At 73.1% G+C, this 19,593-nt stretch carries 21 protein-coding genes; 8 read left to right on the top strand and 13 right to left on the bottom strand.

Features of this window, described 5'->3' with window-relative positions; all coding sequences use genetic code 11:
* Window positions 1-41: 41 nt before the first annotated feature.
* On the bottom strand, window positions 42-1,217 hold the full coding sequence (locus AB0I91_RS15765) for a hypothetical protein (protein WP_498774885.1): 1,176 nt from the start codon (window positions 1,215-1,217) through the stop codon (window positions 42-44).
* A gap of 115 nt (window positions 1,218-1,332) precedes the next feature.
* On the opposite strand from AB0I91_RS15765, the gene AB0I91_RS15760 reads away from it, so the two are divergent.
* Both AB0I91_RS15760 and AB0I91_RS15755 read left to right on the top strand, forming a co-directional pair.
* Window positions 1,333-1,839, top strand: coding sequence for a DUF6584 family protein (locus AB0I91_RS15760; protein ID WP_499607053.1), 507 nt, complete (start codon window positions 1,333-1,335; stop codon window positions 1,837-1,839).
* 15 nt (window positions 1,840-1,854) lie between these two features.
* A complete protein-coding gene (locus AB0I91_RS15755; RefSeq protein WP_498774889.1) occupies window positions 1,855-2,727 on the top strand; it encodes a serine/threonine dehydratase in 873 nt (290 codons plus the stop codon).
* 325 nt (window positions 2,728-3,052) lie between these two features.
* On the opposite strand, the gene AB0I91_RS15750 is transcribed toward AB0I91_RS15755, so the two are convergent.
* Genes AB0I91_RS15750 through AB0I91_RS15735 form a run of 4 tightly spaced genes read right to left on the bottom strand, consistent with a single transcriptional unit; the run spans window position 3,053 to window position 7,130 of the window.
* Window positions 3,053-3,436, bottom strand: coding sequence for a hypothetical protein (locus tag AB0I91_RS15750; protein ID WP_498774891.1), 384 nt, complete (start codon window positions 3,434-3,436; stop codon window positions 3,053-3,055).
* A gap of 45 nt (window positions 3,437-3,481) precedes the next feature.
* Window positions 3,482-4,567 (bottom strand): tRNA 2-thiouridine(34) synthase MnmA, encoded by a 1,086-nt coding sequence (mnmA, locus tag AB0I91_RS15745; protein ID WP_498774893.1) that lies wholly within the window; start codon window positions 4,565-4,567, stop codon window positions 3,482-3,484.
* Between the two features lie 5 nt (window positions 4,568-4,572).
* The gene (locus AB0I91_RS15740; protein WP_499607058.1) at window positions 4,573-5,760 is read right to left on the bottom strand and encodes a cysteine desulfurase family protein; all 1,188 of its coding nucleotides are present in this window, start codon (window positions 5,758-5,760) and stop codon (window positions 4,573-4,575) included.
* On the bottom strand, window positions 5,760-7,130 hold the full coding sequence (locus tag AB0I91_RS15735) for an MFS transporter (RefSeq protein WP_498774897.1): 1,371 nt from the start codon (window positions 7,128-7,130) through the stop codon (window positions 5,760-5,762). The genes AB0I91_RS15740 and AB0I91_RS15735 overlap by 1 nt, the downstream gene beginning before the upstream one ends.
* A gap of 147 nt (window positions 7,131-7,277) precedes the next feature.
* On the opposite strand from AB0I91_RS15735, the gene AB0I91_RS15730 reads away from it, so the two are divergent.
* Window positions 7,278-7,610 carry a hypothetical protein gene (locus AB0I91_RS15730; protein WP_498774899.1) on the top strand — a complete coding sequence of 111 codons (333 nt, stop codon included), beginning with the start codon at window positions 7,278-7,280 and terminating at the stop codon, window positions 7,608-7,610.
* 57 nt (window positions 7,611-7,667) lie between these two features.
* On the opposite strand, the gene AB0I91_RS15725 is transcribed toward AB0I91_RS15730, so the two are convergent.
* From AB0I91_RS15725 to AB0I91_RS15710, 4 genes are all read right to left on the bottom strand, one after another.
* Window positions 7,668-8,534 (bottom strand): lysophospholipid acyltransferase family protein, encoded by an 867-nt coding sequence (locus AB0I91_RS15725; protein ID WP_498774901.1) that lies wholly within the window; start codon window positions 8,532-8,534, stop codon window positions 7,668-7,670.
* Window positions 8,531-9,301: a GNAT family N-acetyltransferase gene (locus AB0I91_RS15720; RefSeq protein WP_498774903.1), complete on the bottom strand. Its 771-nt coding sequence runs from the start codon at window positions 9,299-9,301 to the stop codon at window positions 8,531-8,533. Before AB0I91_RS15720 ends, AB0I91_RS15725 begins: the two co-directional genes overlap by 4 nt.
* A gap of 158 nt (window positions 9,302-9,459) precedes the next feature.
* Window positions 9,460-10,419, bottom strand: coding sequence for an electron transfer flavoprotein subunit alpha/FixB family protein (locus tag AB0I91_RS15715; RefSeq protein WP_498774905.1), 960 nt, complete (start codon window positions 10,417-10,419; stop codon window positions 9,460-9,462).
* Window positions 10,420-10,433: 14 nt separating this feature from the next.
* Window positions 10,434-11,216, bottom strand: coding sequence for an electron transfer flavoprotein subunit beta/FixA family protein (locus AB0I91_RS15710; protein ID WP_498774907.1), 783 nt, complete (start codon window positions 11,214-11,216; stop codon window positions 10,434-10,436).
* 280 nt (window positions 11,217-11,496) lie between these two features.
* Between AB0I91_RS15710 and AB0I91_RS15705 the strand changes: the two genes are divergently transcribed.
* On the top strand, window positions 11,497-12,339 hold the full coding sequence (locus AB0I91_RS15705) for a DegV family protein (RefSeq protein ID WP_498774909.1): 843 nt from the start codon (window positions 11,497-11,499) through the stop codon (window positions 12,337-12,339).
* 58 nt (window positions 12,340-12,397) lie between these two features.
* Entirely contained in the window at window positions 12,398-12,541 is a 144-nt protein-coding gene (locus AB0I91_RS15700) for a hypothetical protein (protein ID WP_498774911.1), read from the top strand.
* A gap of 41 nt (window positions 12,542-12,582) precedes the next feature.
* Here AB0I91_RS15700 and AB0I91_RS15695 read toward each other — a convergent pair whose 3' ends face one another.
* Entirely contained in the window at window positions 12,583-13,209 is a 627-nt protein-coding gene (locus AB0I91_RS15695) for a hypothetical protein (protein ID WP_499637287.1), read from the bottom strand.
* A 43-nt stretch (window positions 13,210-13,252) separates the two neighbouring features.
* Window positions 13,253-14,407 carry a hypothetical protein gene (locus tag AB0I91_RS15690; RefSeq protein ID WP_499607067.1) on the bottom strand — a complete coding sequence of 385 codons (1,155 nt, stop codon included), beginning with the start codon at window positions 14,405-14,407 and terminating at the stop codon, window positions 13,253-13,255.
* A gap of 314 nt (window positions 14,408-14,721) precedes the next feature.
* On the opposite strand from AB0I91_RS15690, the gene AB0I91_RS15685 reads away from it, so the two are divergent.
* Both AB0I91_RS15685 and AB0I91_RS15680 read left to right on the top strand, forming a co-directional pair.
* Complete coding sequence (locus AB0I91_RS15685; RefSeq protein WP_499607070.1) at window positions 14,722-15,468, top strand: class I SAM-dependent methyltransferase; 747 nt, start codon at window positions 14,722-14,724, stop codon at window positions 15,466-15,468.
* Complete coding sequence (locus tag AB0I91_RS15680; RefSeq protein WP_499637285.1) at window positions 15,465-16,937, top strand: 1,4-alpha-glucan branching protein domain-containing protein; 1,473 nt, start codon at window positions 15,465-15,467, stop codon at window positions 16,935-16,937. Before AB0I91_RS15685 ends, AB0I91_RS15680 begins: the two co-directional genes overlap by 4 nt.
* On the opposite strand, the gene AB0I91_RS15675 is transcribed toward AB0I91_RS15680, so the two are convergent.
* On the bottom strand, window positions 16,930-17,160 hold the full coding sequence (locus AB0I91_RS15675) for a hypothetical protein (protein WP_498774921.1): 231 nt from the start codon (window positions 17,158-17,160) through the stop codon (window positions 16,930-16,932). The genes AB0I91_RS15680 and AB0I91_RS15675 overlap by 8 nt on opposite strands.
* A 63-nt stretch (window positions 17,161-17,223) precedes the next feature.
* Here AB0I91_RS15675 and AB0I91_RS15670 point away from each other — a divergent pair, with 63 nt between their 5' ends.
* Window positions 17,224-18,474 carry a glycosyltransferase family 4 protein gene (locus tag AB0I91_RS15670; RefSeq protein ID WP_498774923.1) on the top strand — a complete coding sequence of 417 codons (1,251 nt, stop codon included), beginning with the start codon at window positions 17,224-17,226 and terminating at the stop codon, window positions 18,472-18,474.
* 136 nt (window positions 18,475-18,610) lie between these two features.
* On the opposite strand, the gene AB0I91_RS15665 is transcribed toward AB0I91_RS15670, so the two are convergent.
* On the bottom strand, window positions 18,611-19,558 hold the full coding sequence (locus AB0I91_RS15665) for an NADP-dependent oxidoreductase (RefSeq protein WP_499637282.1): 948 nt from the start codon (window positions 19,556-19,558) through the stop codon (window positions 18,611-18,613).
* Between the last annotated feature and the right edge of the window lie 35 nt (window positions 19,559-19,593).

The following is a 19,593-nucleotide window of genomic DNA, read 5'->3' as shown; positions in this document are numbered from 1 at the left end:
GCACTGCCGGCGGTACGCCGAACACTGCCAACGCCTGCCAGTCAGGACGCCTCGACCTGGGCGGACAAGTCCTCGGCCACCAACTTCGCCCCCGCGTTCTGCCAGTTGTGCAGCGTCCGCTCCGGCACCTGGTTGACGAACCACGCCAGCGCCCGCCGCGCCTCCGGGTCGAGGCCCTCGCGCTTGGTGCGCCTGCTGTACGGGCGGATGCCGACCACGTAGTAGAAGTACAGCGCGTTGTAGTGCCGCCATTCGTCGCTGGTGCCGAACTCGCCGTCGCGCGGTTTGAGCCGGCAGATGCTCTCCAGCAACAACGACTTCAGCTCGGCCGCGCGTTCCAGCGGTTGGTCCGACGCACCCCGCGCGGCGAGCCGGGCGTCGATCACCGGCAATTCCGTCAACGGGCTCGCGACCAACTTCCCGAGGTCGCCGTAATTGCTCAACGCACGCCTGGTCAGCTTCACGAATTCGGTCGGGTCGAGCGGGGCGCGCCGGGGCAGCGACTCGGCGGCGTCGCGCAGCTCCGCGCGCGAGGCGGCCACCTCGGGCACCGCGACCCGGTCCACCAGCAACGCCAGCGGGTTGGCCAGCACCTGCACCGCGATCGCGGCGGCGACCGTGCCGAACAGCAGCGGCACCAGCCGGTCGTCCAGGAACAACGCCACCTGCCCGCCGAACACCGCCGCCAGCCCCGCCGACGTGAGCAGCGAGCGCACCATGTCCGCGCGGATCGCCTCACCCTCGTCGAACGCGTCCGCCACCGCCACGATCACGCCGAACACCAGCAGGTCGAACCCGGCCGACGCGATCACCAGCGGCGGAGGCAGCACGTCCACCAGCAACAACGCGCAGCTGAGCCCGAACAGGATCGTCGCCGCCCCCAGCAACGCCCGCCGCACCCGCAGGCACAGCACCAGGGCCGCGGCCAACGGGATCAGCACCACCACCGGCGCGAAGTAGGCCGCCACCAGCAACGGCAGCGCGCTGTACCGCCACCAGCGGTCGTAGCGCACCGGCAGCCAGCACACGACGACCCCGGTCCACGCCACCGCCGGCACCGCCATCGCCATCGTCGGCAGCGGGAGGACGATCACCAGCGCGTAGGCGAGCAACCCGATCGAGGCACGCTGGAGCAGCCGCTTGCGGGGATCGCGCACGAGCAGGTACAGCCCCAGCCACCAGGCCAGGCCGAACGTCACCACCGATACCGCGATCACCCGGAAATCCTAGAGCGCCCGGCGCCCTCCCCCGAGGCACACGGTCGTGCGGATTCGGCTCCCGATGCCGGGAGGAGGTCACCGCATGGTTGCCCGTGCTGGGACGATGTCGCTCATGCCGCTCGAGCCGACGCTCCGCAAGGCCGCCGCAGAGGTCGAACGCGGTGACCTGGCCAGTGTCCTGCGGGCGCGACAGCGGCTGGTCGGGCTCGTCGCCAGCTACCCCGACCGGCTGGACCTGCGCGAGCGCCTCGCCGAGGTGTGCCGGCTGCTCGGCGACGCGGCGCAGGCCGGGCGGTGGAGCTACCTGTCCGAGGTGCGCGACGAGGCGGAGGTGGCGGCGTTCGAACGCGCCTACCGCACGCCGTTGGCGCGGCTGCGGGCGATGAACTGGACCAGCGGCGAGGCCGGCGCGTCGACCGAGACCGCCAGGGAACGGCTGGTGGCGTTGCGGACCGCGGCCAACGAGCAGTTGCGGGCCGAGCTGGCGGTGGCCGACGACCGCGACTCGTCCTGGGGCACGAACGTGCTGGTGCTGGTAGGCCTGGTGATCGTGCTGCTGTGCTTCGTGGTCGGCGCGGTGACGCTGGTCATGTGGGTCTACAGGTGGTCAGCCGGATGAGCGCATGCTGGAGGCATGACCCCCGACGTCGCCGCCGCCGCTGACCGCATCCGCCCGCACGCCCGCCGCACGCCGTTGTGGCGCACCGAGGTCGACGGCAGGCCGATCGTGCTCAAGCTCGAGCACCTCCAGCTCACCGGCTCGTTCAAGCTGCGCGGCGCGCTCAACACCCTGCTCGCCGGCGGGTCACCGGATCGGGTGGTCACGGCGTCCGGCGGCAACCACGGCCTCGGCGTGGCGAAGGCCGCGCAACTGCTCGGGCTGCACGCCACGGTGTTCGTGCCGGTGAGCGCGCCGGAGGGCAAGGTGCGGCGGATCGAGGCGGCGGGCGCGAAGCTGATCCGGCACGGCGACACGTACGCCGAGGCGGTGCTGGCGGCCCGCGAGACGCCCGGCTTCTACGTCGAGGCCTACAACGACCCGATCGTCGTGGCGGGCCAGGGCACGGTGGCCGCCGAGGTGGTCGAGGACGCGCCGGACGTGGACGCGATCGCGGTCGCCGTGGGCGGTGGCGGGCTGGCCGCGGGCACGGCGCTGGCGTCGGGTCGCCTCACGGTCGCGGTGGAGCCGGAGCGGTGCTGCGCCCTGCACCACGCGCTGGCCGCGGGCGAGCCCGTGGACTCCGAGGTGGTCTCGGTCGCCGCCTCGGCGCTGGGCGCCACCCGGGTCGGCGACGTCCCGTTCGAGATTCTGAGCACGCACCCCGTGACGTCGGTGCTCGTGCCCGACGCCGAGATCCTGGCCGCGCGCGACCGGCTCTGGGAGGAGTTCCGGCTGGCCGTGGAACCGGCGGCGGCCGTGCCGTTCGCCGCGTGGCTGGCCGGGCAGGTGCCGGGCGAGCTGGCGTGCGTGGTGCTGTGCGGCGCGAACACCGACTGGACGGCCTGATAGGCGGTGTCGGATCGCCGCTGCTCCACGGCCGGCGGCTCGATTGCCTGGCTCGGGTCGGATCGGCCGCTCCGCGGGCGGCAGACCGTTCGCGGCCTCGCGGGAAGCGTCAGCCCACGGCGCGGCGATTGCCGCCGGCACGACCTGGCGACTCCAGCCCGCACGGCGCGGCGATTGCCGCGGGCACGACCTGGCGACTCCAGCCCGCGCGGCGTGGCTGCCGGCGCGGGCGGTGAGGCTCACGAGGTGGTCCGAGCGCCACCGCGCCCGGACCCGTCGTCCTCGTCCCGATCGCCTACCGCGCCCCCAGCGGCGCCACGGCGGCCTACAACGCGTTCGTCCGACCGCTCAGCGGCACCCGGTCGCCCGGCTGGGCCGATCCCCGCTCGGCCGAACCGCGGTCCGGCGCCACGCGCCCCAGCGACCCGCCCGCCTGCGGCGGCACCTCGACCTCCAGCGCGAGCGCCGGGTCGAGCCCTTCCACCCGTTCCACCATGGCCTCCACCTCGGCGATCAGGTCGGCCCACTCGGGCCGGTGCAGGCGCTCCCGGACCACCCAGCGCAGCGTGCGGACCTCCGCGCGCAGCCGTTCGAACTGCTCCGCGTCGAGACGTTGCGCGGACGGGTGGTCGAGCTTGCTCGAGAGCACCCTCACCCGGATCCCGATGTCCACCAGCGACCTCCGGCGTCGTGCGTTGTCATACGGCACGCACGCAGTGTCGCAGGCGACACCGACAAAACAACAAGCCGGACCTCAACGCGTCGAACTGATGGTGGCGCTGGCGAGCACCAAGTCGCCCGCCGCCGCGTCCTCCCGGTACACCGCGACCGCCTGACCAGGGGCGACGCCGCTCAACGGCGTGCGGAGGCGGACCAGCAGCTCTCCACCGACAACTTCGGCCACCGCAGGTGCGAGACCGCCGTGCGCCCGCACCTGCGCCACGCACTCCACCGGACCGTCGAACGTGACCCGCGTCACGGGCCGCTGCGCGACGATCTCCGTCACCTGGAGCTTCTCCGCCGCGCCGACCCGCACGGTGCCGGTCACCGGCTCCAGCGACAGCACGTACCGGGGCCGCCCGTCGGGCGCGGGCGCGTCGATGCCGAGGCCCTTGCGCTGGCCGACGGTGAACTCGTGCACGCCGACGTGCCGCCCGAGCACCGCGCCGGTCTCGTCGTCGACCAGGACGCCGGGCTGCTCGCCGAGCTTCCTGGTCAGGAACCCTTGAGTGTCGCCATCAGGGATGAAGCAGATGTCGTGGCTGTCGGGCTTCTCCGCGACCTGGAGCCCGCGCTCGGCGGCCTCGACGCGCACCTGCGCCTTGGTCGAGTCGCCCAGCGGGAACATCGCGTGCGCCAGCTGCTCGTGCGTCAACGACGCCAGCACGTACGACTGGTCCTTGCCGTCGTCGGCCGAGCGGCGCAGCTCCAGCACACCGTCCACAGTGGACAGCCGGGCGTAGTGCCCGGTCGCGACCGCGTCGAAGCCGAGCGCGATCGCCTTGTCCAGCAGCGCCTCGAACTTGATCTTCTCGTTGCACCGCAGGCACGGGTTGGGCGTGCGGCCGGCCGCGTACTCGGCCACGAACTCGTCCACGACCTCCTCGGTGAACCGCTCCGCGAAGTCCCAGACGTAGAACGGGATGCCGAGCACGTCCGCCGCGCGCCGCGCGTCCCGGGCGTCCTCGATGGTGCAGCAGCCGCGCGCGCCGGTGCGCAGCGTGCCGGGCTTCGCCGACAGCGCCAGGTGCACGCCGGTCACCTCGTGCCCCGCCGCCACCGCCCGCGCCGCAGCCACGGCGGAGTCCACCCCGCCGCTCATCGCCGCCAGCACCCGCATGCCCGTCACACCTCCGCCGTCGCCTTGCCCGCAAGCCTCTTCAACCCCGCGATGCCCGCCGTGCGGGCGCGGTCGACCACCGGGCCGATCACCTCGGCCAGTTCGCGCACGTCCGCCGCCGTGGACGTGTGGCCCAGCGAGAACCGCAGCGAGCCGCGGGCCAGGACCGGGTCCACGCCCATGGCCAGCAGCACGTGGCTGGGCTGCGCCACACCCGCCGTGCAGGCCGAGCCGGTGGAGCACTCGACGCCCTTGGCGTCCAGCAGCATCAGCAGGCTGTCGCCCTCGCAGCCGGGGAACGTCAGGTGCGCGTTGCCGGGCAGCCGGTGCACCGGGTCGCCGTTCACCTCGACGTCCGGCACCACGCGCCGCACCGACGCCACCAGCTCGTCGCGCAGCGCGGCGAGCTCGGCGGCGGCCTCGACCTGGTGGGACACCGCGTGCCGCACCGCCGCGGCGAGGGCCACGATCGACGGCACGTCCAGCGTGCCGGACCGCACCTCCCGCTCCTGCCCGCCGCCGTGCAGCACGGGCGTCGTCGCCACGTCACGCCCCAGCAGCAGCACGCCGACGCCGTACGGGCCGCCGAGCTTGTGGCCGGTCAGCGTCAACGCGGACGCGCCCGAGTCGGTGAAGTCCACCGGCACCGCGCCGACGGCCTGCACCGCGTCGGTGTGGAACGGCACCGCGCGGTCGGCGGCCAGCGCGGCCAGCTCGCGCACCGGGTTGATCGTGCCGACCTCGTTGTTCGCCCACATCGCGGTGACCAGGGCGACGTCGTCGTCCAACGCGTCGCGCAGCGCCTCGGGCCGGATCCGGCCGAGCCCGTCGGGCTCCAACCAGGTGACCTCGGCGCCCTCGTGCTCGACCAGCCACTGCACGGCGTCCAGCACGGCGTGGTGCTCGACCGACGACGCCACCACCCGGCGGCGCCGGGACGTGCGGCGGGCCCAGTAGACGCCCTTGACCGCGAGGTTGTCGCTCTCCGTGCCGCCGCTGGTGAAGATCACCTCGGAGGGTCGCGCGCCCAGGGCGTCCGCGATGTCCTCCCGCGCCTCCTCCACCAGCCGCCGCGCCCGCCGGCCCGAGGTGTGCAACGACGAGGCGTTGCCCGTGGTGGACAACGCCCGAGTCATCGCCTCGATCGCCTCGGGGAGCATGGGGGTCGTGGCGGCGTGGTCGAAGTAGGCCATCAGCTTTCCAGGGTAGCCCGGCCCAGACGTCCCGCGAGCACCGCACCGAGCACCGCGACGCCCGCCATCAGCAGGTCGAACGGCACCACGGCGGCCGTGGGCGCGGCGGCCGAGGCGAAGGTGGTGACCAGCACACCGCCGAGGCCGACCAGCAGCGCCGAGCCGAGCATGTCGCTGATCTGCAGGGCCGAGGAGTTGAACCCCCGGTCGACCTCGGACGACGCGCCCAGCGTGAGCACGCTCAAGCTCGACATGGCCAGCCCCATCCCCGCTCCGGCGACCGCCCACAGCACCGGGGTGGCCCACGCCGGACCCCACGACGGTGCGATGAGCGTCACTCCGGTGATACCCACCGCGTTGAGCACGAACCCCCACCGCACGAGCTTCTCGCGCGGGATGTCCGGCTTGCGCGACTGCCACCAGGCGGCGCTGGACCAGCCCAGCGCGCTGAGCGTGAGCGGGATGCCGGCGGCGATGGCCGAGTAGCCGTGCACGGCGGTCAGCGTCAGCGGGATGAACGCCTCGGCGGCGAAGAACGAGCCCGCCAGCAGCGCGCGGGCCAGGATCGTGACCGGCAGGCCGCGGCGCGCGGTGAGCGTGCCCGCGGGCAGCAGCACGCGCAGCGCGGGCGCCAGCGCGACCAGCCCGGCCAGGCCGATCACCAGGTTGACGCCGGTGGGGTGCTGGGCCGCCCAGCTCAGCGCCGCGACGCCGAACCCGGCGCCGAGCGCGGCCAGGGGCAGTCCGCGCCGGGTGTTCTCGTCGGGGGTGTGCGGCGGCAGGTTCCGCAGCACGGGGACCAGCAGCAGCACGCCGATCAGCACGAAGGGCGCCAGCCCAAGGAACACCCACCGCCAGCTCAGCGTCTCGGTCAGCCACCCGGACAGCGCCGGTCCCACGAGCGACGGCACCACCCACGCCGACGCGAGCAGGCCGAACACCGCCGGCCGGTCCCGTTCCGGGTAGACCAGGCCGATCAGGACGTAGACCGCGACCACCTGCGCGCCGCCGCCGATGCCCTGCAGCACGCGCCCCAGCAGCAGCACCGGCATGTCCTGCGCGAGGCCGGCGACGACCAGGCCGACCAGGAACAGCGCGGGGCCAACCAGCAGCGACGGCCGAGGCCCGCGCAGGTCGCTGAGCCGTCCGGACAGGACGGTGGCCACCACGCTCGCGGCGAGGAACGCCAGGAACGGCCACGCGTACAGGTCGTTGCCGTCGAGGTCGGCGACCATGCGCGGCATCGCCGTGCTGACGCCCATGTTCTCGAACGCGAGCAGCGTGACGAGCAGGATGATCCCGACCGTCGGGCCCCGCCGTTCAGGTGTCCACAGGTTGCTCTTGGCGGGGGTGTCGGTCGTCGTCGTCACGGGCCAATGGTTCAACCTCCACCTGGGTGGAGGTCAAGGCAATATGACGCAGTCCGGCGGGGACCGTGTGGTGCGAACGACCGACGTGGCGGGCGGTGTCACGGCATTAGCTTCGCGGGTGATCCATTCGTGCCCGAAGGAGAACCCGTGCGTCAACGCTTGACCGTCCTGCTCGCGTCGCTGGGCCTGGCCCTCGGCGGACTCGCCGTCACGGCGGTTCCCGCGTCCGCCGCGAGCTACGGCTACATCAACTGGACCAACAACTGCAGCGGCGCCCGGCTGTACTCGATCATCTACGCCAGCGGGTCGAAGTCGGGCACGCTCGTCGTGCAGGAGTCGAACGTCCCGGCCGGCGCGAAGCGCAGCCAGCGGGTGCAGTCGGGCTACACCTACAACGTGACCAAGAGCGGCGGCTGGGGCAAGGTCACCATCTACAACATCTCCGGCCGGGTCCACGCCGTGTCGGTGAAGGCCTGCTGAGGTTCCCCTGAGCCGGCGGGTGGCCTGCCCCCAGGAGCCAGGCCACCCGCGGACCCGTCAGGCGGCCTGAGCGGTCGTCACAGCGGCGTGCCGGCGCGGCGAGGGCACCTCTACCGCCCCGTGCGCCACCCGTTCGGCCTCCTGCTGCACGAGCGCCGCCAGCTCGCGGCGCGTCGCCGCCCGACCGGGCGCGACCTCGTCCAGCACGCGCACCTCCACCACCAGCCCGCGCGAGCGCAGCACCCGCCGCATCGAGTCGACCAGCGTGTCGGAACCCACGAACGCGGGCCGGGTGGACGTCTCCGAACCCTGCGAGTACCGCAGCACCACCGGCCGCACGGGCACACCGGCGTCCAGCGCGGCCTGGAACAGCGCCGGCCGGTAGCGCCCGGACGCCACGCCGCACCACGTCGTGCCCTCGGCGTGGATGCCCACCGCCGCGCCCTCCCGCAGCGCCGCCGCCAGCTCGGCCACCGTCCCGGGCAGCAGCGACAGCCGCTCCCGGTCCAGGTACACCGTGCGGGCGGCGGTGATCAGCCTGCCGAGCACCGGCCAGTCCCGGATGTCCCGCTTGGCCACCATCCTGATGGGCTGCACCGCGTCGATCGCCAGCTCGTCCAGCCAGGACACGTGGTTGGACACCACCAGCACGCCACGTCCCGGGTTGTCCTGGAACACCGGCCCGACCTGCCGCAGCCGCACGCCGAACGCGCCGAGCAGGGCCCGGAACCAGCGCCGCAGCAGCGCCGAACGCGCCTGCCCGCGCACGCACAGGACGGCGAGCACCACGAACAGCCCGGACAGCATCACGGCCGAGGCGGCCAGCACCCGCCACGCCACCCGGACCCGGCCGACCGACGCCGTCGAGTGGTCCACGCACCCGTCGCCGCACGGCGACACGGGCATCCACGCGTGCTTGCTCACGCCGTCTCCCCGAGGAAGAACTTCAGGTAGCGCTGGTCGACCCGGTCCATCCCGAGCAGCACGGGCAGGTCGGCCACGCCGAAGTCGGCGTCCAGCGCGGGCCGCCCGCACACCCACGCGCCCAGCCGCAGGTAGCCCTTCAGCAACGGCGGCAGCACGGTCCGGTCCGGCCGCGCCACGGCGTCGACGTCCCACGGCGTCAGCGGCTCCACCCGGTACTCCTCGGGCGCGTGGTGCTTGGCCCGCACGACGTCCCACACCCCCGCCGCGAACGAGCCGCCGTCGTGCAGCGGCACGGAGGCGCAGCCGATCAGCCACGAGTGCCCGGACAGCAGCATGTACCGGGCGATGCCGGCCCACACCAGCGACACCACGGCCCCGTTGCGGTGGTCGGGGTGCACGCACGACCGGCCGGTCTCCACGAGCGAGGGCCGCAGGGCGTCGAGGGCGGACAGGTCGAACTCGCCGTCGGAGTACAGCCGGCCAGCCTCGGCGGCGCGCTCGGGCGGCAGCATCCGGTAGGTGCCGACGATGTCGCCGGTCCGGTCGTCGCGCACGACCAGGTGGTCGCAGAACCGGTCGAAGTAGTCGACGTCGTGCCCCGGCACGGAGCTGTGCAGCACGGCGCCCATCTCGGAGGCGAACACCTGGTGCCGCAGCCGCTGCGCGGCCACGACCTCGTCGCTGTCACGCGCGACCAGCAGGGAGTAGCGCGGCGCGTCGGTAGCGGCGTCACCGGTGCTGACAAGCAGTTGCGGCTGCGTCATGGGTCTGGTCTACCGACCGGTTGGCGACCGGGAGCAGGTCGTTCCGATGACGCCTCAGTGGCAGGTCGGTTAAGGCACGGTGAGGCCGCCGACGGCACGAGGGCCGCCCCGCGCGAAGCGGAGCGGCCCTCGACCGGGACTGCGAACGAACCCGCAGGTCAGCCCTTGCGCTTGCCGACCTCGTCGGTCAGCTGCGGCGCGACCGCGAACAGGTCGCCGACCACGCCGAAGTCGGCGATCTCGAAGATCGGCGCCTCCGGGTCCTTGTTGACCGCGACGATGGTCTTGGACGTCTGCATGCCCGCCCGGTGCTGGATCGCGCCGGAGATGCCCAGCGCGATGTACAGCTGCGGCGAGACCGTCTTGCCGGTCTGGCCGACCTGGAACTGGTGCGGGTAGTAGCCGGAGTCCACGGCGGCTCGGGACGCGCCGACCGCCGCGCCGAGGCTGTCGGCCAGCTTCTCCACGACCTCGAAGCTCTCCGCGCTGCCCACGCCACGACCACCGGACACGACGACCGACGCCTCGGTCAGCTCGGGGCGGTCGCCACCGGCGACCGGCTCGCGCCCGGTCACCCTGGTGACCAGCGCCGGGTTCGCGGCGGGCGCCTCGACGGCCTGCTCGACCGCGTCCGCGGGCGACTCGGACGCCTCGACACCGCCGGGGCGCACGGCGATGACCGGCACGCCCTTGGTGACCTTGGACTTGACCACGTACGCGCCACCGAAGATCGACTGCGTGGCGACGCCCTCGCCGTCGAGGTCCACGGCGTCGTAGAGCAGCCCGGAGTCCAGGCGCACGGCCAGCCGGCCCGCGACCTCCTTGCCCTCCAACGTCGCCGACACCAGCACGGCGGCGGGCGACGCGGTGGCCGCGATCGCGGCGAGCGCGTCCACCTTCGGCGTGACCAGGTGGTTCGCCGCGTCGTCGGACTCCACCGCGTACACCTTCACCGCGCCGTAGCGGCCCAGCGACTCCCTCACCTTGCCCGCCGTCCCGGGCGATCCGACCACCACCGCGGCCGGCTCGCCGAGACGGCGCGCGGCGGATAGAAGCTCATAGGTGACCTTCTTGACCTCGCCGTCGACGTGGTCGACGAGGACGAGTACCTCAGACATTGGATTCCTCGCCTTCAGATGAGCTTCTGGTCGACCAGGTACGCGGCGATCTTCGAACCGCCGTCACCCGAGTCCTCGACACGCTGACCGGCGCCGCGCGGCGGCTTCGGGGCCGATTCCAGCACCTGCGACCAGGCCGCGCCGAGGCCGACCTCGCCCGCGTCCAGCCCCAGGTCGGCGACCGCGAGCTTGGTGACCGGCTTCTTCTTCGCCGCCATGATGCCCTTGAACGACGGGTACCGCGGCTCGTTGATCTTCTCGTTCACGCTGACCACGGCGGGCAGGCTCGCTTCGAGGTGCGCGACGCCCTCGTCGGTCTCCCGCTCCGCCTTGACCGTGCCGCCTTCGACGGTGAGCTTGCGCACCTGCGTCACCTGCGGCACGCCCAGCAGCTCCGCCAGCATCGCGGGCACCGCGCCCGCGCGGCCGTCGGTGGCCTCGTTGCCCGCGATGACCAGGTCGAAGCCCTCGATCGTGCCGATGGCCTTGGCCAGCACCTTGGCGGTGGTGAGCGCGTCGGAACCGTGCAGGGCCTCGTCGGAGACGTGCACGGCCTTGTCCGCACCCATGGAGAGCGCCTTGCGGATCGCGTCGGTCGCGCGGTCGGGACCCATCGCGACGACGGTCACCTCGCCGCCGTGCGCCTCCTGGAGCAGCAGCGCCTCTTCCACGGCGCGCTCGTTGATCTCGTCGAGCACGGCGTCCGCGGACTCGCGGTCGAGGGTGTGGTCGGCGTCGGCGAGCTTGCGCTCGGACCAGGTGTCGGGCACCTGCTTGACCAGGACGACAATGTTCATGGGTCCTCTTCGACCTCCTGCGGACGGGCGGCGACGTGGGTGGGCGACGGTAGTTGCCTGCGGTCGCCGGATTGTTCGTGACCCTGCCATGTCATCGCCGCATTGGCATGGTGGTGTCTGCCACCTGGATGTTACCCACCGGTAGCAGAGGTGCAAACGGCAGCAAGCACCCACTGCGGGTGATGATGCTCACTGGCGCTCACCGGGCCATTCGGACATTGTCGGCAGTCCGCGCGACGGCGTTACAGACCCTCCCCCCTACTCGGCTAGGTTCGAACGCATGCCACGGCGAGTAGCGATTGTCACCGACTCCACCGCCTGCCTGCCGCCCCAGTTGACCGAGAAGCTCGGCGTGACCGTCGCGCAGATCCAGGTGCGCATCGGGGACTGGGTGGACGACGAGGTCCGCGTGCCCGTGCCGAAGCTCGTGGACGCCCTGCGCGGGCAGCTCGACGTGGCCACCGCGCCACCCGACCCCGGCGCGTTCTTCTGGAACTACGCCGACGCGGCGGCCTCCGGCGCCGAGGCGATCGTGTCGCTGCACGTGTCGACCGGGCTGTCGAAGACCGTGGAGGCGGCCCGGCAGGCGGCCGCGCAGGTGCAGGTGCCGGTGCACGTGGTGGACACGCAGACGTGCGGCATGAGCCTCGGGTACGCGGTGGTCGCCGCCGCCACGGTGGCCGCCGCCGGCGGTGACGCGAACCGCGTGCTGTCCGCCGCGCAGCACAGCGTCCGGCGCAGCACCGAGCTGATCTACGTGGACACGTTGGAGTACCTGCAGCGCGGTGGGCGGATCGGCAAGGCCGCCGCCCTGCTCGGCTCGGCGCTGTCGATGAAGCCGCTGCTGACCGTCGCCGACGGGCAGATCACGCCGCTGGACAAGGTGCTCGGCGCGGAGCGGGCCATCCGCAAGCTGATCGACACCGCGGTCAAGCGGGCGGGCAAGGAGGTGGTCGACATCGCGGTCGAGCACTTCGACGCGGCCGACCGCGCCAGGACCGTGCTCGACCAGCTGCGCGCGAAGCTGCCGAACGTGCGGCGGTTCCTGGTGACCCAGGTCAGCTCGGCGATCGGCGCGCACGTCGGGCCGGGCGCGGTGGGCGTGACCGTTTCGCCGGTTTAGCCGGGTTGGGAACTCCTTGCGGGGTTTGAGCGTTGAGCGGACAGGGAAGGAGGTGGACATGGCATCTCTGTTCAGCAAACTCGCCGCGTTCGCCCGCAGTCCGCAGGGCCGCCGGGTCACCGAGCAGGTCAAGCACGCGGCGCGCGACCCCCGCAACAAGGCCAAGGCACAGCAACTGCTGCGCAAGTTGCGCAAGCGCTGACCCGCGCACCGGCGTACTGAGCACCGCCGTTCAGCGGCCCGCTACCGGTTGGATTCCCGGCGGGCCGCTTCGAACGCGCGCGGGACCACGACGGGCTCGGGCCGGGCCACCACCTGGATGACCGTCGGTTCGACGCTTGCTTCCGAGCCGGGTTCGGAGCCGGGTTCGGAGTCCGGCTCGACGGTCTCGGCCGGGTCGGCAGGCTCGGTGCGCTCTCCCAGGTCGGCGGTCTCGGCTCGTTCCGCGGTCTCGGCGGTCTCGGCAGGTTCGGCGGAGTCGGCCGCTTCGGGAACCGGCTCGGCCGACTCGACATCAGCCGCATCAGCGGGCTCGGTGCGGACCACGTGCATCCGGCGCACTTCGTCCTGGCGCGCGGGTTTCCCGTTGTGCGACACCAGGTCCGGGACGGCGACCAGGTTCGGGCGCGGGATCGGGCGTTCCGGTGCGGGCAGCGCGGTCGGGATGCCCATCACCGGGTTGCGGTGGATCGGTTTGGTCGCGTAGTCCTCCGGCGGGAACTGCGGTTCGAACAGGGGCATCGGCGGGGCGGGCGCCGGTTGCGGGACCGGTTCGGGTGGTTGGTCCCGGCGGAGCATGAACGCCGTCAGCACGCAGCCCGCCGCGAACGACAAGGCGCACAACCCGACCACGACCGCCACCCCGGACATCACCCATCCTCACTCGACCGGCGGTCCGCCGGCGCTGCCGCCATCAGGCACCGACGCGCTGGTCGTCGGTGTCCGCCTGCTCGCCCTTCGACTTCCCGGCGACGATCGCCTCGGCGGCGATCGGTTCGACCGGCTCCCCGTCCGCGTGCCCGACCCCCGCCTGCGCCGCACTCGCCTCGCCGGCACCCGGCTGTACCGCGCCGGCCTGACCCGCGCCCGCTTGGCCCACACCCGTCTCGCCCGCACTCGCCTGCTCGACGGTCGTCTGCTCCGGGATCAGGTTGGGCACCTTGTCGGCCGCTTCCTCCAGCGCGACGCGCGCCGACGCCAGCTGCACGGCCACCAGGTGGCGCAGTTCGCGCAAGTCGTCGGACTGCCGCTGGATCTCCGCGATCCGCCGGTTCGCCTCGCGGGCCGCGAGCTTGATCAGGAACGCCGCCCGCGCCTTCGCCAGCTCCTCCTGCTCGGCGAAGTGCTGCTGGGCCTCGTTGCGCCGGCGGTTCATGGTGAGCTCGAAGAAGTTCTGCGCCTTGGCGCGCTTGGCGTCGGACTCGGCCTCCAGCTGGGCACACCGCTCGGCGGCCTCCCGCAGCACCTGCTCCGCGTCCTGCTGCGCCTTCGCCATCACGGCGACGCACTCGGCCTCCACCTCCTCCGCGCGGGCCCGGAGGTGCGCCTCGACCTCGACCTGACGACGTTCCAGGTCGACCTCCCGCTGATCCAGGTCGGCGGCACGCAGGTCGGCCGCCTCGCGCCGGTCGCGCGCGTGCGCCTCGACCTCGGCCCGCCGCGCGGCCAGCTCCTCCTCGACCTGGCGCCGCAGGTCGGCCAGCTCGGCCTCGGTGCGCTCGCGCATCGCCGCGGTGTCGCGCTCGGCGCGCACCCGCAGGTCGTTCGCCTCGTCCTCGGCGAGCGTCAGCATCCGGTGCAGGCGCTCGGACGCGCCGGAGGTCGTGTTGGGCGACATCTCCAGCCGTTCGATGCGGGCACGGGCCGCGTCCAGGTCGCTCCTGGTCATCTCGAGCAGCTTGCGCAGGTCGGCGGCCTGGGCCAGGGCCTCGGCCCGGTCGAGGGTCGTGTACTTGAGCTGCTCGTCCAGGTTCTCCAGGTGCTCGATCACCTGTCGGCGGTGGAAACCCCGGTAGACCACGTCGAAACCCGCGTGCAGCGGAACAATGTCCGGCTCTTTCGCACCCATGGCGGCCCCGCTCGTTCGAAGATTGGCCGAGGGTACGAGCGTAAGGCACCCAAGCGGCACATGACCACCCACGACTACCCTGGTGCGACGCGGTCCAAGCACCGCGCTTGCAGGGGAAACACCATCAGGGAAGATCACGGCGAATTTGACGCACGTCACCCGATGGAGTCATTCACCCGGAATCAACCGGCGTATTGTGAATGCGCAGAGCAACAAAAGACCGCCGTAGTGCGGGGAAAAGTTCACACGAAACAGTGACGCCCTAACGGACAGGCGATGCCTACCAGCGAGTAACGGGCAACTACGCTGGCCGGGTGACCGTCGAGCCGCTGCCCCTCACCGGTGAGCGCACCGTGCCCGGGATCGCCGAGGAGAACTACTGGTTCAGGCGCCACGAGGCGGCGTACCTGGACCTGGTCCGGCACTGCGTCGGCGCGGTCGTGCTGGAGGCGGGCTGCGGCGAGGGCTACGGCGCCGCGCTGATCGCCGGGCACGCCGCGCGGGTCGTCGCGCTCGACTACGACCGGCTGACCGCGGCGCACGCGCACCGGGCGTACCCGGAGCTCTCGGTGCTGCGCGGCAACCTGGCGTCGCTGCCGATGCGCGACGAGAGCGTGGACGTGGTGGCGAACCTCCAGGTCATCGAGCACCTGTGGGACCAGGAGGGCTTCCTGGCCGAGTGCGCGCGGGTGCTGCGGCCCGGCGGCAGGTTGCTGGTCACCACGCCGAACCGGATCACCTTCTCCCCCGGCCGCGACACACCGCTGAACCCCTTCCACACCCGCGAGCTGGCGCCGGCCGAGCTGCACGGGCTGCTGGTCGGCGCGGGGCTGCGGGTCGAGCTGCTGGCCGGGCTGCGGCACGGCCCGGCGTTGCGCGCGCTGGACGAGCGGTTCGGCGGTTCGGTCATCGACGCGCAGGTGGCCGTGGTGGTGGACGGCGGCACGTGGCCCGACGACCTGCTGGCCGCCGTGGCGTCCGTGCGCAGCGAGGACTTCGAGATCACGACCGACGAGCTGGACGCGAGCCTGGACCTGGTCGCCGTGGCGGTGCGCCCGTGACGCGCGAGGGGACGTTCTGCCTGGTCCTGCACAGCCACCTGCCGTGGCTGGCGCACCACGGCGCCTGGCCGGTCGGCGAGGAGTGGCTGTACCAGGCGTGGGCGCACTCGTACCTGCCCGTGGTGGACCTGCTGGAGCGGTTCGCCGCCGAGGGCCGCGAGGACGTGCTGACGCTGGGCGTCACGCCGGTCCTGGCCGCGCAGCTCGACGACCCGTACAGCCTGCGGGGCCTGCACGACTGGCTGGGCAACTGGCAGCTGCGCGCGCACAGCGCGTCGTCCCGGCTGCCGGACCTGGCGGCACGCGAGCACCGCGCGTCGGCGTGGGCGTTGGACCGCTTCGAAACGCGGTGGCGGCACGGTTTCTCACCCGTGCTCCGGTCCCTTGTGGACTCCCGCACGATCGAGCTGCTCGGTGGTCCGGCCGCGCACCCGTTCCAGCCGTTGCTCGACCCGCGGCTGCGGGCGTTCTCGTTGCGCACCGGGTTGGTCGACACCGCGCAGCGGATCGGGTCGACGCCCGAGGGCATCTGGGCGCCGGAATGCGCGTACGCCCCCGGCATGGAGCACGACTACGCGCGGGCGGGCGTGCGGCGGTTCCTGGTGGACGGCCCGGCGCTGCGCGGCGACACCGCCGCGGGCCGGCCGGTCGGCACGTCGGACGTGGTGGCCTTCGGGCGCGACCTGGAGGTGTCCTACCGGGTGTGGTCGCCCAAGGTCGGCTACCCGGGCGACCCGGCGTACCGGGACTTCCACACCTACGACCACCCCAGCGGGCTCAAGCCGTCGCGGGTGACGGGCAAGAAGGTCGAGCCGGCCGACAAGCGGCCCTACGACCCGGACCTGGCGGCGGAGGCCGTGCGGCGGCACGCGGCGGACTTCGTGGACACGGTGGTGCGACGGCTGCGCGCGTTGAAGGAGCAGCACGGCGAGCCGTCCCTGGTGGTCGCCGCGTACGACACCGAGCTGTACGGGCACTGGTGGCACGAGGGCCCGGCGTGGCTGGAAGCGGTGCTGCGGCAGCTGCCCGAGGCCGGGGTGCTGGTCACGACGTTGCGCGGCGCGGTCGAGGCCGGGCACGTCGGCGCGCCGGTCGACGTGCCACCGTCGTCGTGGGGCTCGGGCAAGGACTGGCAGGTGTGGAACGGGCCGCAGGTCGGCGACATCGTGCACGGCAACGCGGAGGTGCAGCGGGAACTGCTCGCGCTGGACCTGTCCGGCCTGGTCCGCGACCCGGTCGCCGACCAGGCCGTGCGGGAGGCGTTGCTGGCGTTGTCCAGCGACTGGGCGTTCATGGTCACCAAGGACTCGGCCGCCGACTACGCCCGGTACCGGGCCAAGGTGCACGCGGACCGGTTCGCCGAGCTCGTCGCGCTGCGGCGGGCGGGACGCGGGCGTGCGCGGGCGGCCGAACTGCGCCTGGTCGACGGTCCGTTCGGCCACCTCGACGCGCGGGGGCTGGCTAGTTGAGGCCCCCGCCGCCCGAGAGGTCGTTGCCGTGCTGGCGGTGCGCGACGCCCGCCGAACCGGGGTTGTCGATCCGGGCCTGCACCACCGGGTCCGCCTTCGAGCGGCCCTTCGTGTCGGCGGGTCGTTCGAGGCCGGCGCGCCGGGCCCGGGCCCTCCGGTCGACAGTGAAGCCGATGGCCAGCACCACGGCGCAGAACAGGACCGCCCAGACCCAAGGCTGCATGACCGTGCCCCCGATTCCTCCGGAGCTTCCCAGGGTAGCGGTGCAGAGATGCGAGGATGGCCCATGCGCGTGCTGATGTTGTCCTGGGAGTACCCGCCGGTCGTCGTCGGCGGTTTGGGCCGGCACGTGCACGCGCTGGCCGGGCACCTGGCGGCGCAGGGGCACGACGTGGTCGTGCTGTGCCGGCAGCCCTCGGGGACGGACGCGGTCACGCACCCCACGTCCGACACCGTGGTCGACGGCGTGCGGCTGATCCGGGTGGCCGAGGACCCGACGCACCTGGTGTTCGAGCGGGACCTGGTGGCGTGGACGCTGGCCATGGGTCACGCGATGACGCGGGCCGGGTTGGCGCTGCTGCGCGGCTGGCGGCCGGACGTCGTGCACGCGCACGACTGGCTGGTCACGCACCCCGCGATCGCGCTGGCCGAGGAGTGCGGCGCGCCGCTGGTGGCGACCGTGCACGCGACCGAGGCCGGTCGGCACAGCGGGTGGCTGTCGCAGACGTTGAACCAGCAGGTGCACTCGGTCGAGTGGTGGCTGGCGAACCGGGCGGACGCGCTGATCACGTGCTCGTCGGCGATGCGGACGGAGGTGGCGCACCTGTTCGAGGTGGAGCCGTCGTCCGTCACGGTGCTGCACAACGGCATCGAGCCCCGCCGGTGGCGGGTCCGGGCGTCCGACGTGGCCGCCGCGCGTGCCGCGCACAGCCCTTCGGGTGCGCCGCTGCTGCTGTTCTTCGGGCGGCTGGAGTGGGAGAAGGGCGTGCAGGACCTGATCGCCGCCCTGCCCCGGATCCGCCGGATCCACCCGGGCACCCGGTTGGTCGTGGCGGGCACCGGCACGCACCGGGACTGGCTCGTGGAGCAGGCGCGCAAGCACAAGGTGCGCCGGGCGGTGGACTTCGTCGGCCACCTGTCGGACCGGGCGCTGGCGGCGGCGTTGGCGGCGGCGGACGCGGTCGTGCTGCCGAGCAAGTACGAGCCGTTCGGCATCGTCGCGCTGGAAGCCGCGGCGGCCGGCACGCCTCTCGTCGCGTCCACCGCCGGCGGCCTCGGCGAGGTCGTCCTGGACGGCGTGACGGGCCTGTCCTTCGCCCCCGGCGACACCGAGGCCCTGGCCGGCGCGGTCCGGTCGGTGCTGGACGACCGCCCCGCCGCCGTCCGCCGGGCCCGCGCCGCGAAGTCCCGCCTGGCCACGGACTTCGACTGGTCGAAGATCGCCGAGGACACGGCCGCGGTCTACCGCTCCACGACCGTCCGCGACCACCCGCCGCTCGGCCGCCCCAAGATCCCGACCGGCAACGTGTTCCTCTAGTCCTCCGCCATGCGCCGAGAGCACGCCGTCGGCGCCGGCCGTGGTCCGGGCGTCCGGCGCGCTCTCGCCGCACGACGACGCCCTGGCCACCGCCGACCGCGCGTCCTGGGCCGAGCGCCTCGCCGTGGACGCGGGGTCAGCGGTCCGAGACGGTGAGCACCAGCTTGCCGGTGGTCCGGTTCGCCTCGCCGACCTCGTGCGCCTTGACGACGTCCGCCAGCGGGAAGGTCTCGGCGACGACCGCCCTCAGCTCGCCGCGCTCCACCAGTCCGGCCACGTGCTCCAGCACGGCGTGGTCCGGCACCACGGACACGACCGCCGCGCGCACGCCCAGCTCGTCCGCCATGACGCGGAGGGCGGGCAGCCGGGTCGGGTCCGGCAGGCCGATGTACAGCCCGCCGGGCTTGAGCACGCCCATCGACCGCCGCTCGTAGTCGCCGCCGATCAGGTCGAGCACCACGTCCACGTCCCGCAGCTCGCCGAAGTCCCGCGTCGTGTAGTCCACCGGCTCGTCGACGCCCAGCTCGCGCAGCAGGTCGTGCTTGCCGGCGCGCGCGGTGCCGATCACCCACGCCCCGAGCGACTTCGCCAGCTGCACGGCGACGTGCCCGACACCGCCCGCGGCGGCGTGGACCAGCACCCGGTCGCCCGGCTTGACGTCGGCGGCCTCGGTGAGGGCCTGCCACGCGGTGAGCGCGGCCAGCGGCAGGGCCGCCGCGTGCACGTGGTCGAGGCCGGCGGGCTTGCGGGCGAAGTGGCGCGCGGGCGCGGCCACGTACTCGGCGTACGCGCCGGCCTCGCGCGGCAGGTGGGGCATGCCGAACACCTCGTCGCCGACCCGGAACCGGTTCTCACCCGCCGGCACGTCCACCACGACGCCGGAGACGTCCCAGCCGGGCACCCACGGCGTGGTGAACCAGTAGCCGTGCCGCCGCACGTTCCAGTCGAACGGGTTCACGCCGGCCGCGCGCACCTCGACCACGACCTCGTCCCGCGCCGGCTCCGGCCGCGCGACCGTCCGCACCTCCATGACCTCGGGCCCGCCGAAGGCCTCGACCATCACCGCTCGCATCTCGTTCGTCATGGTCAAAGGATCATCTTCAGTGGTACCTCTTGTGA

This window comes from Actinosynnema sp. NPDC049800 (genome assembly GCF_040656635.1).
Taxonomy (GTDB): Bacteria; Actinomycetota; Actinomycetes; order Mycobacteriales; family Pseudonocardiaceae; genus Actinosynnema.
This window is presented reverse-complemented; position numbering and strand designations above follow the sequence as displayed.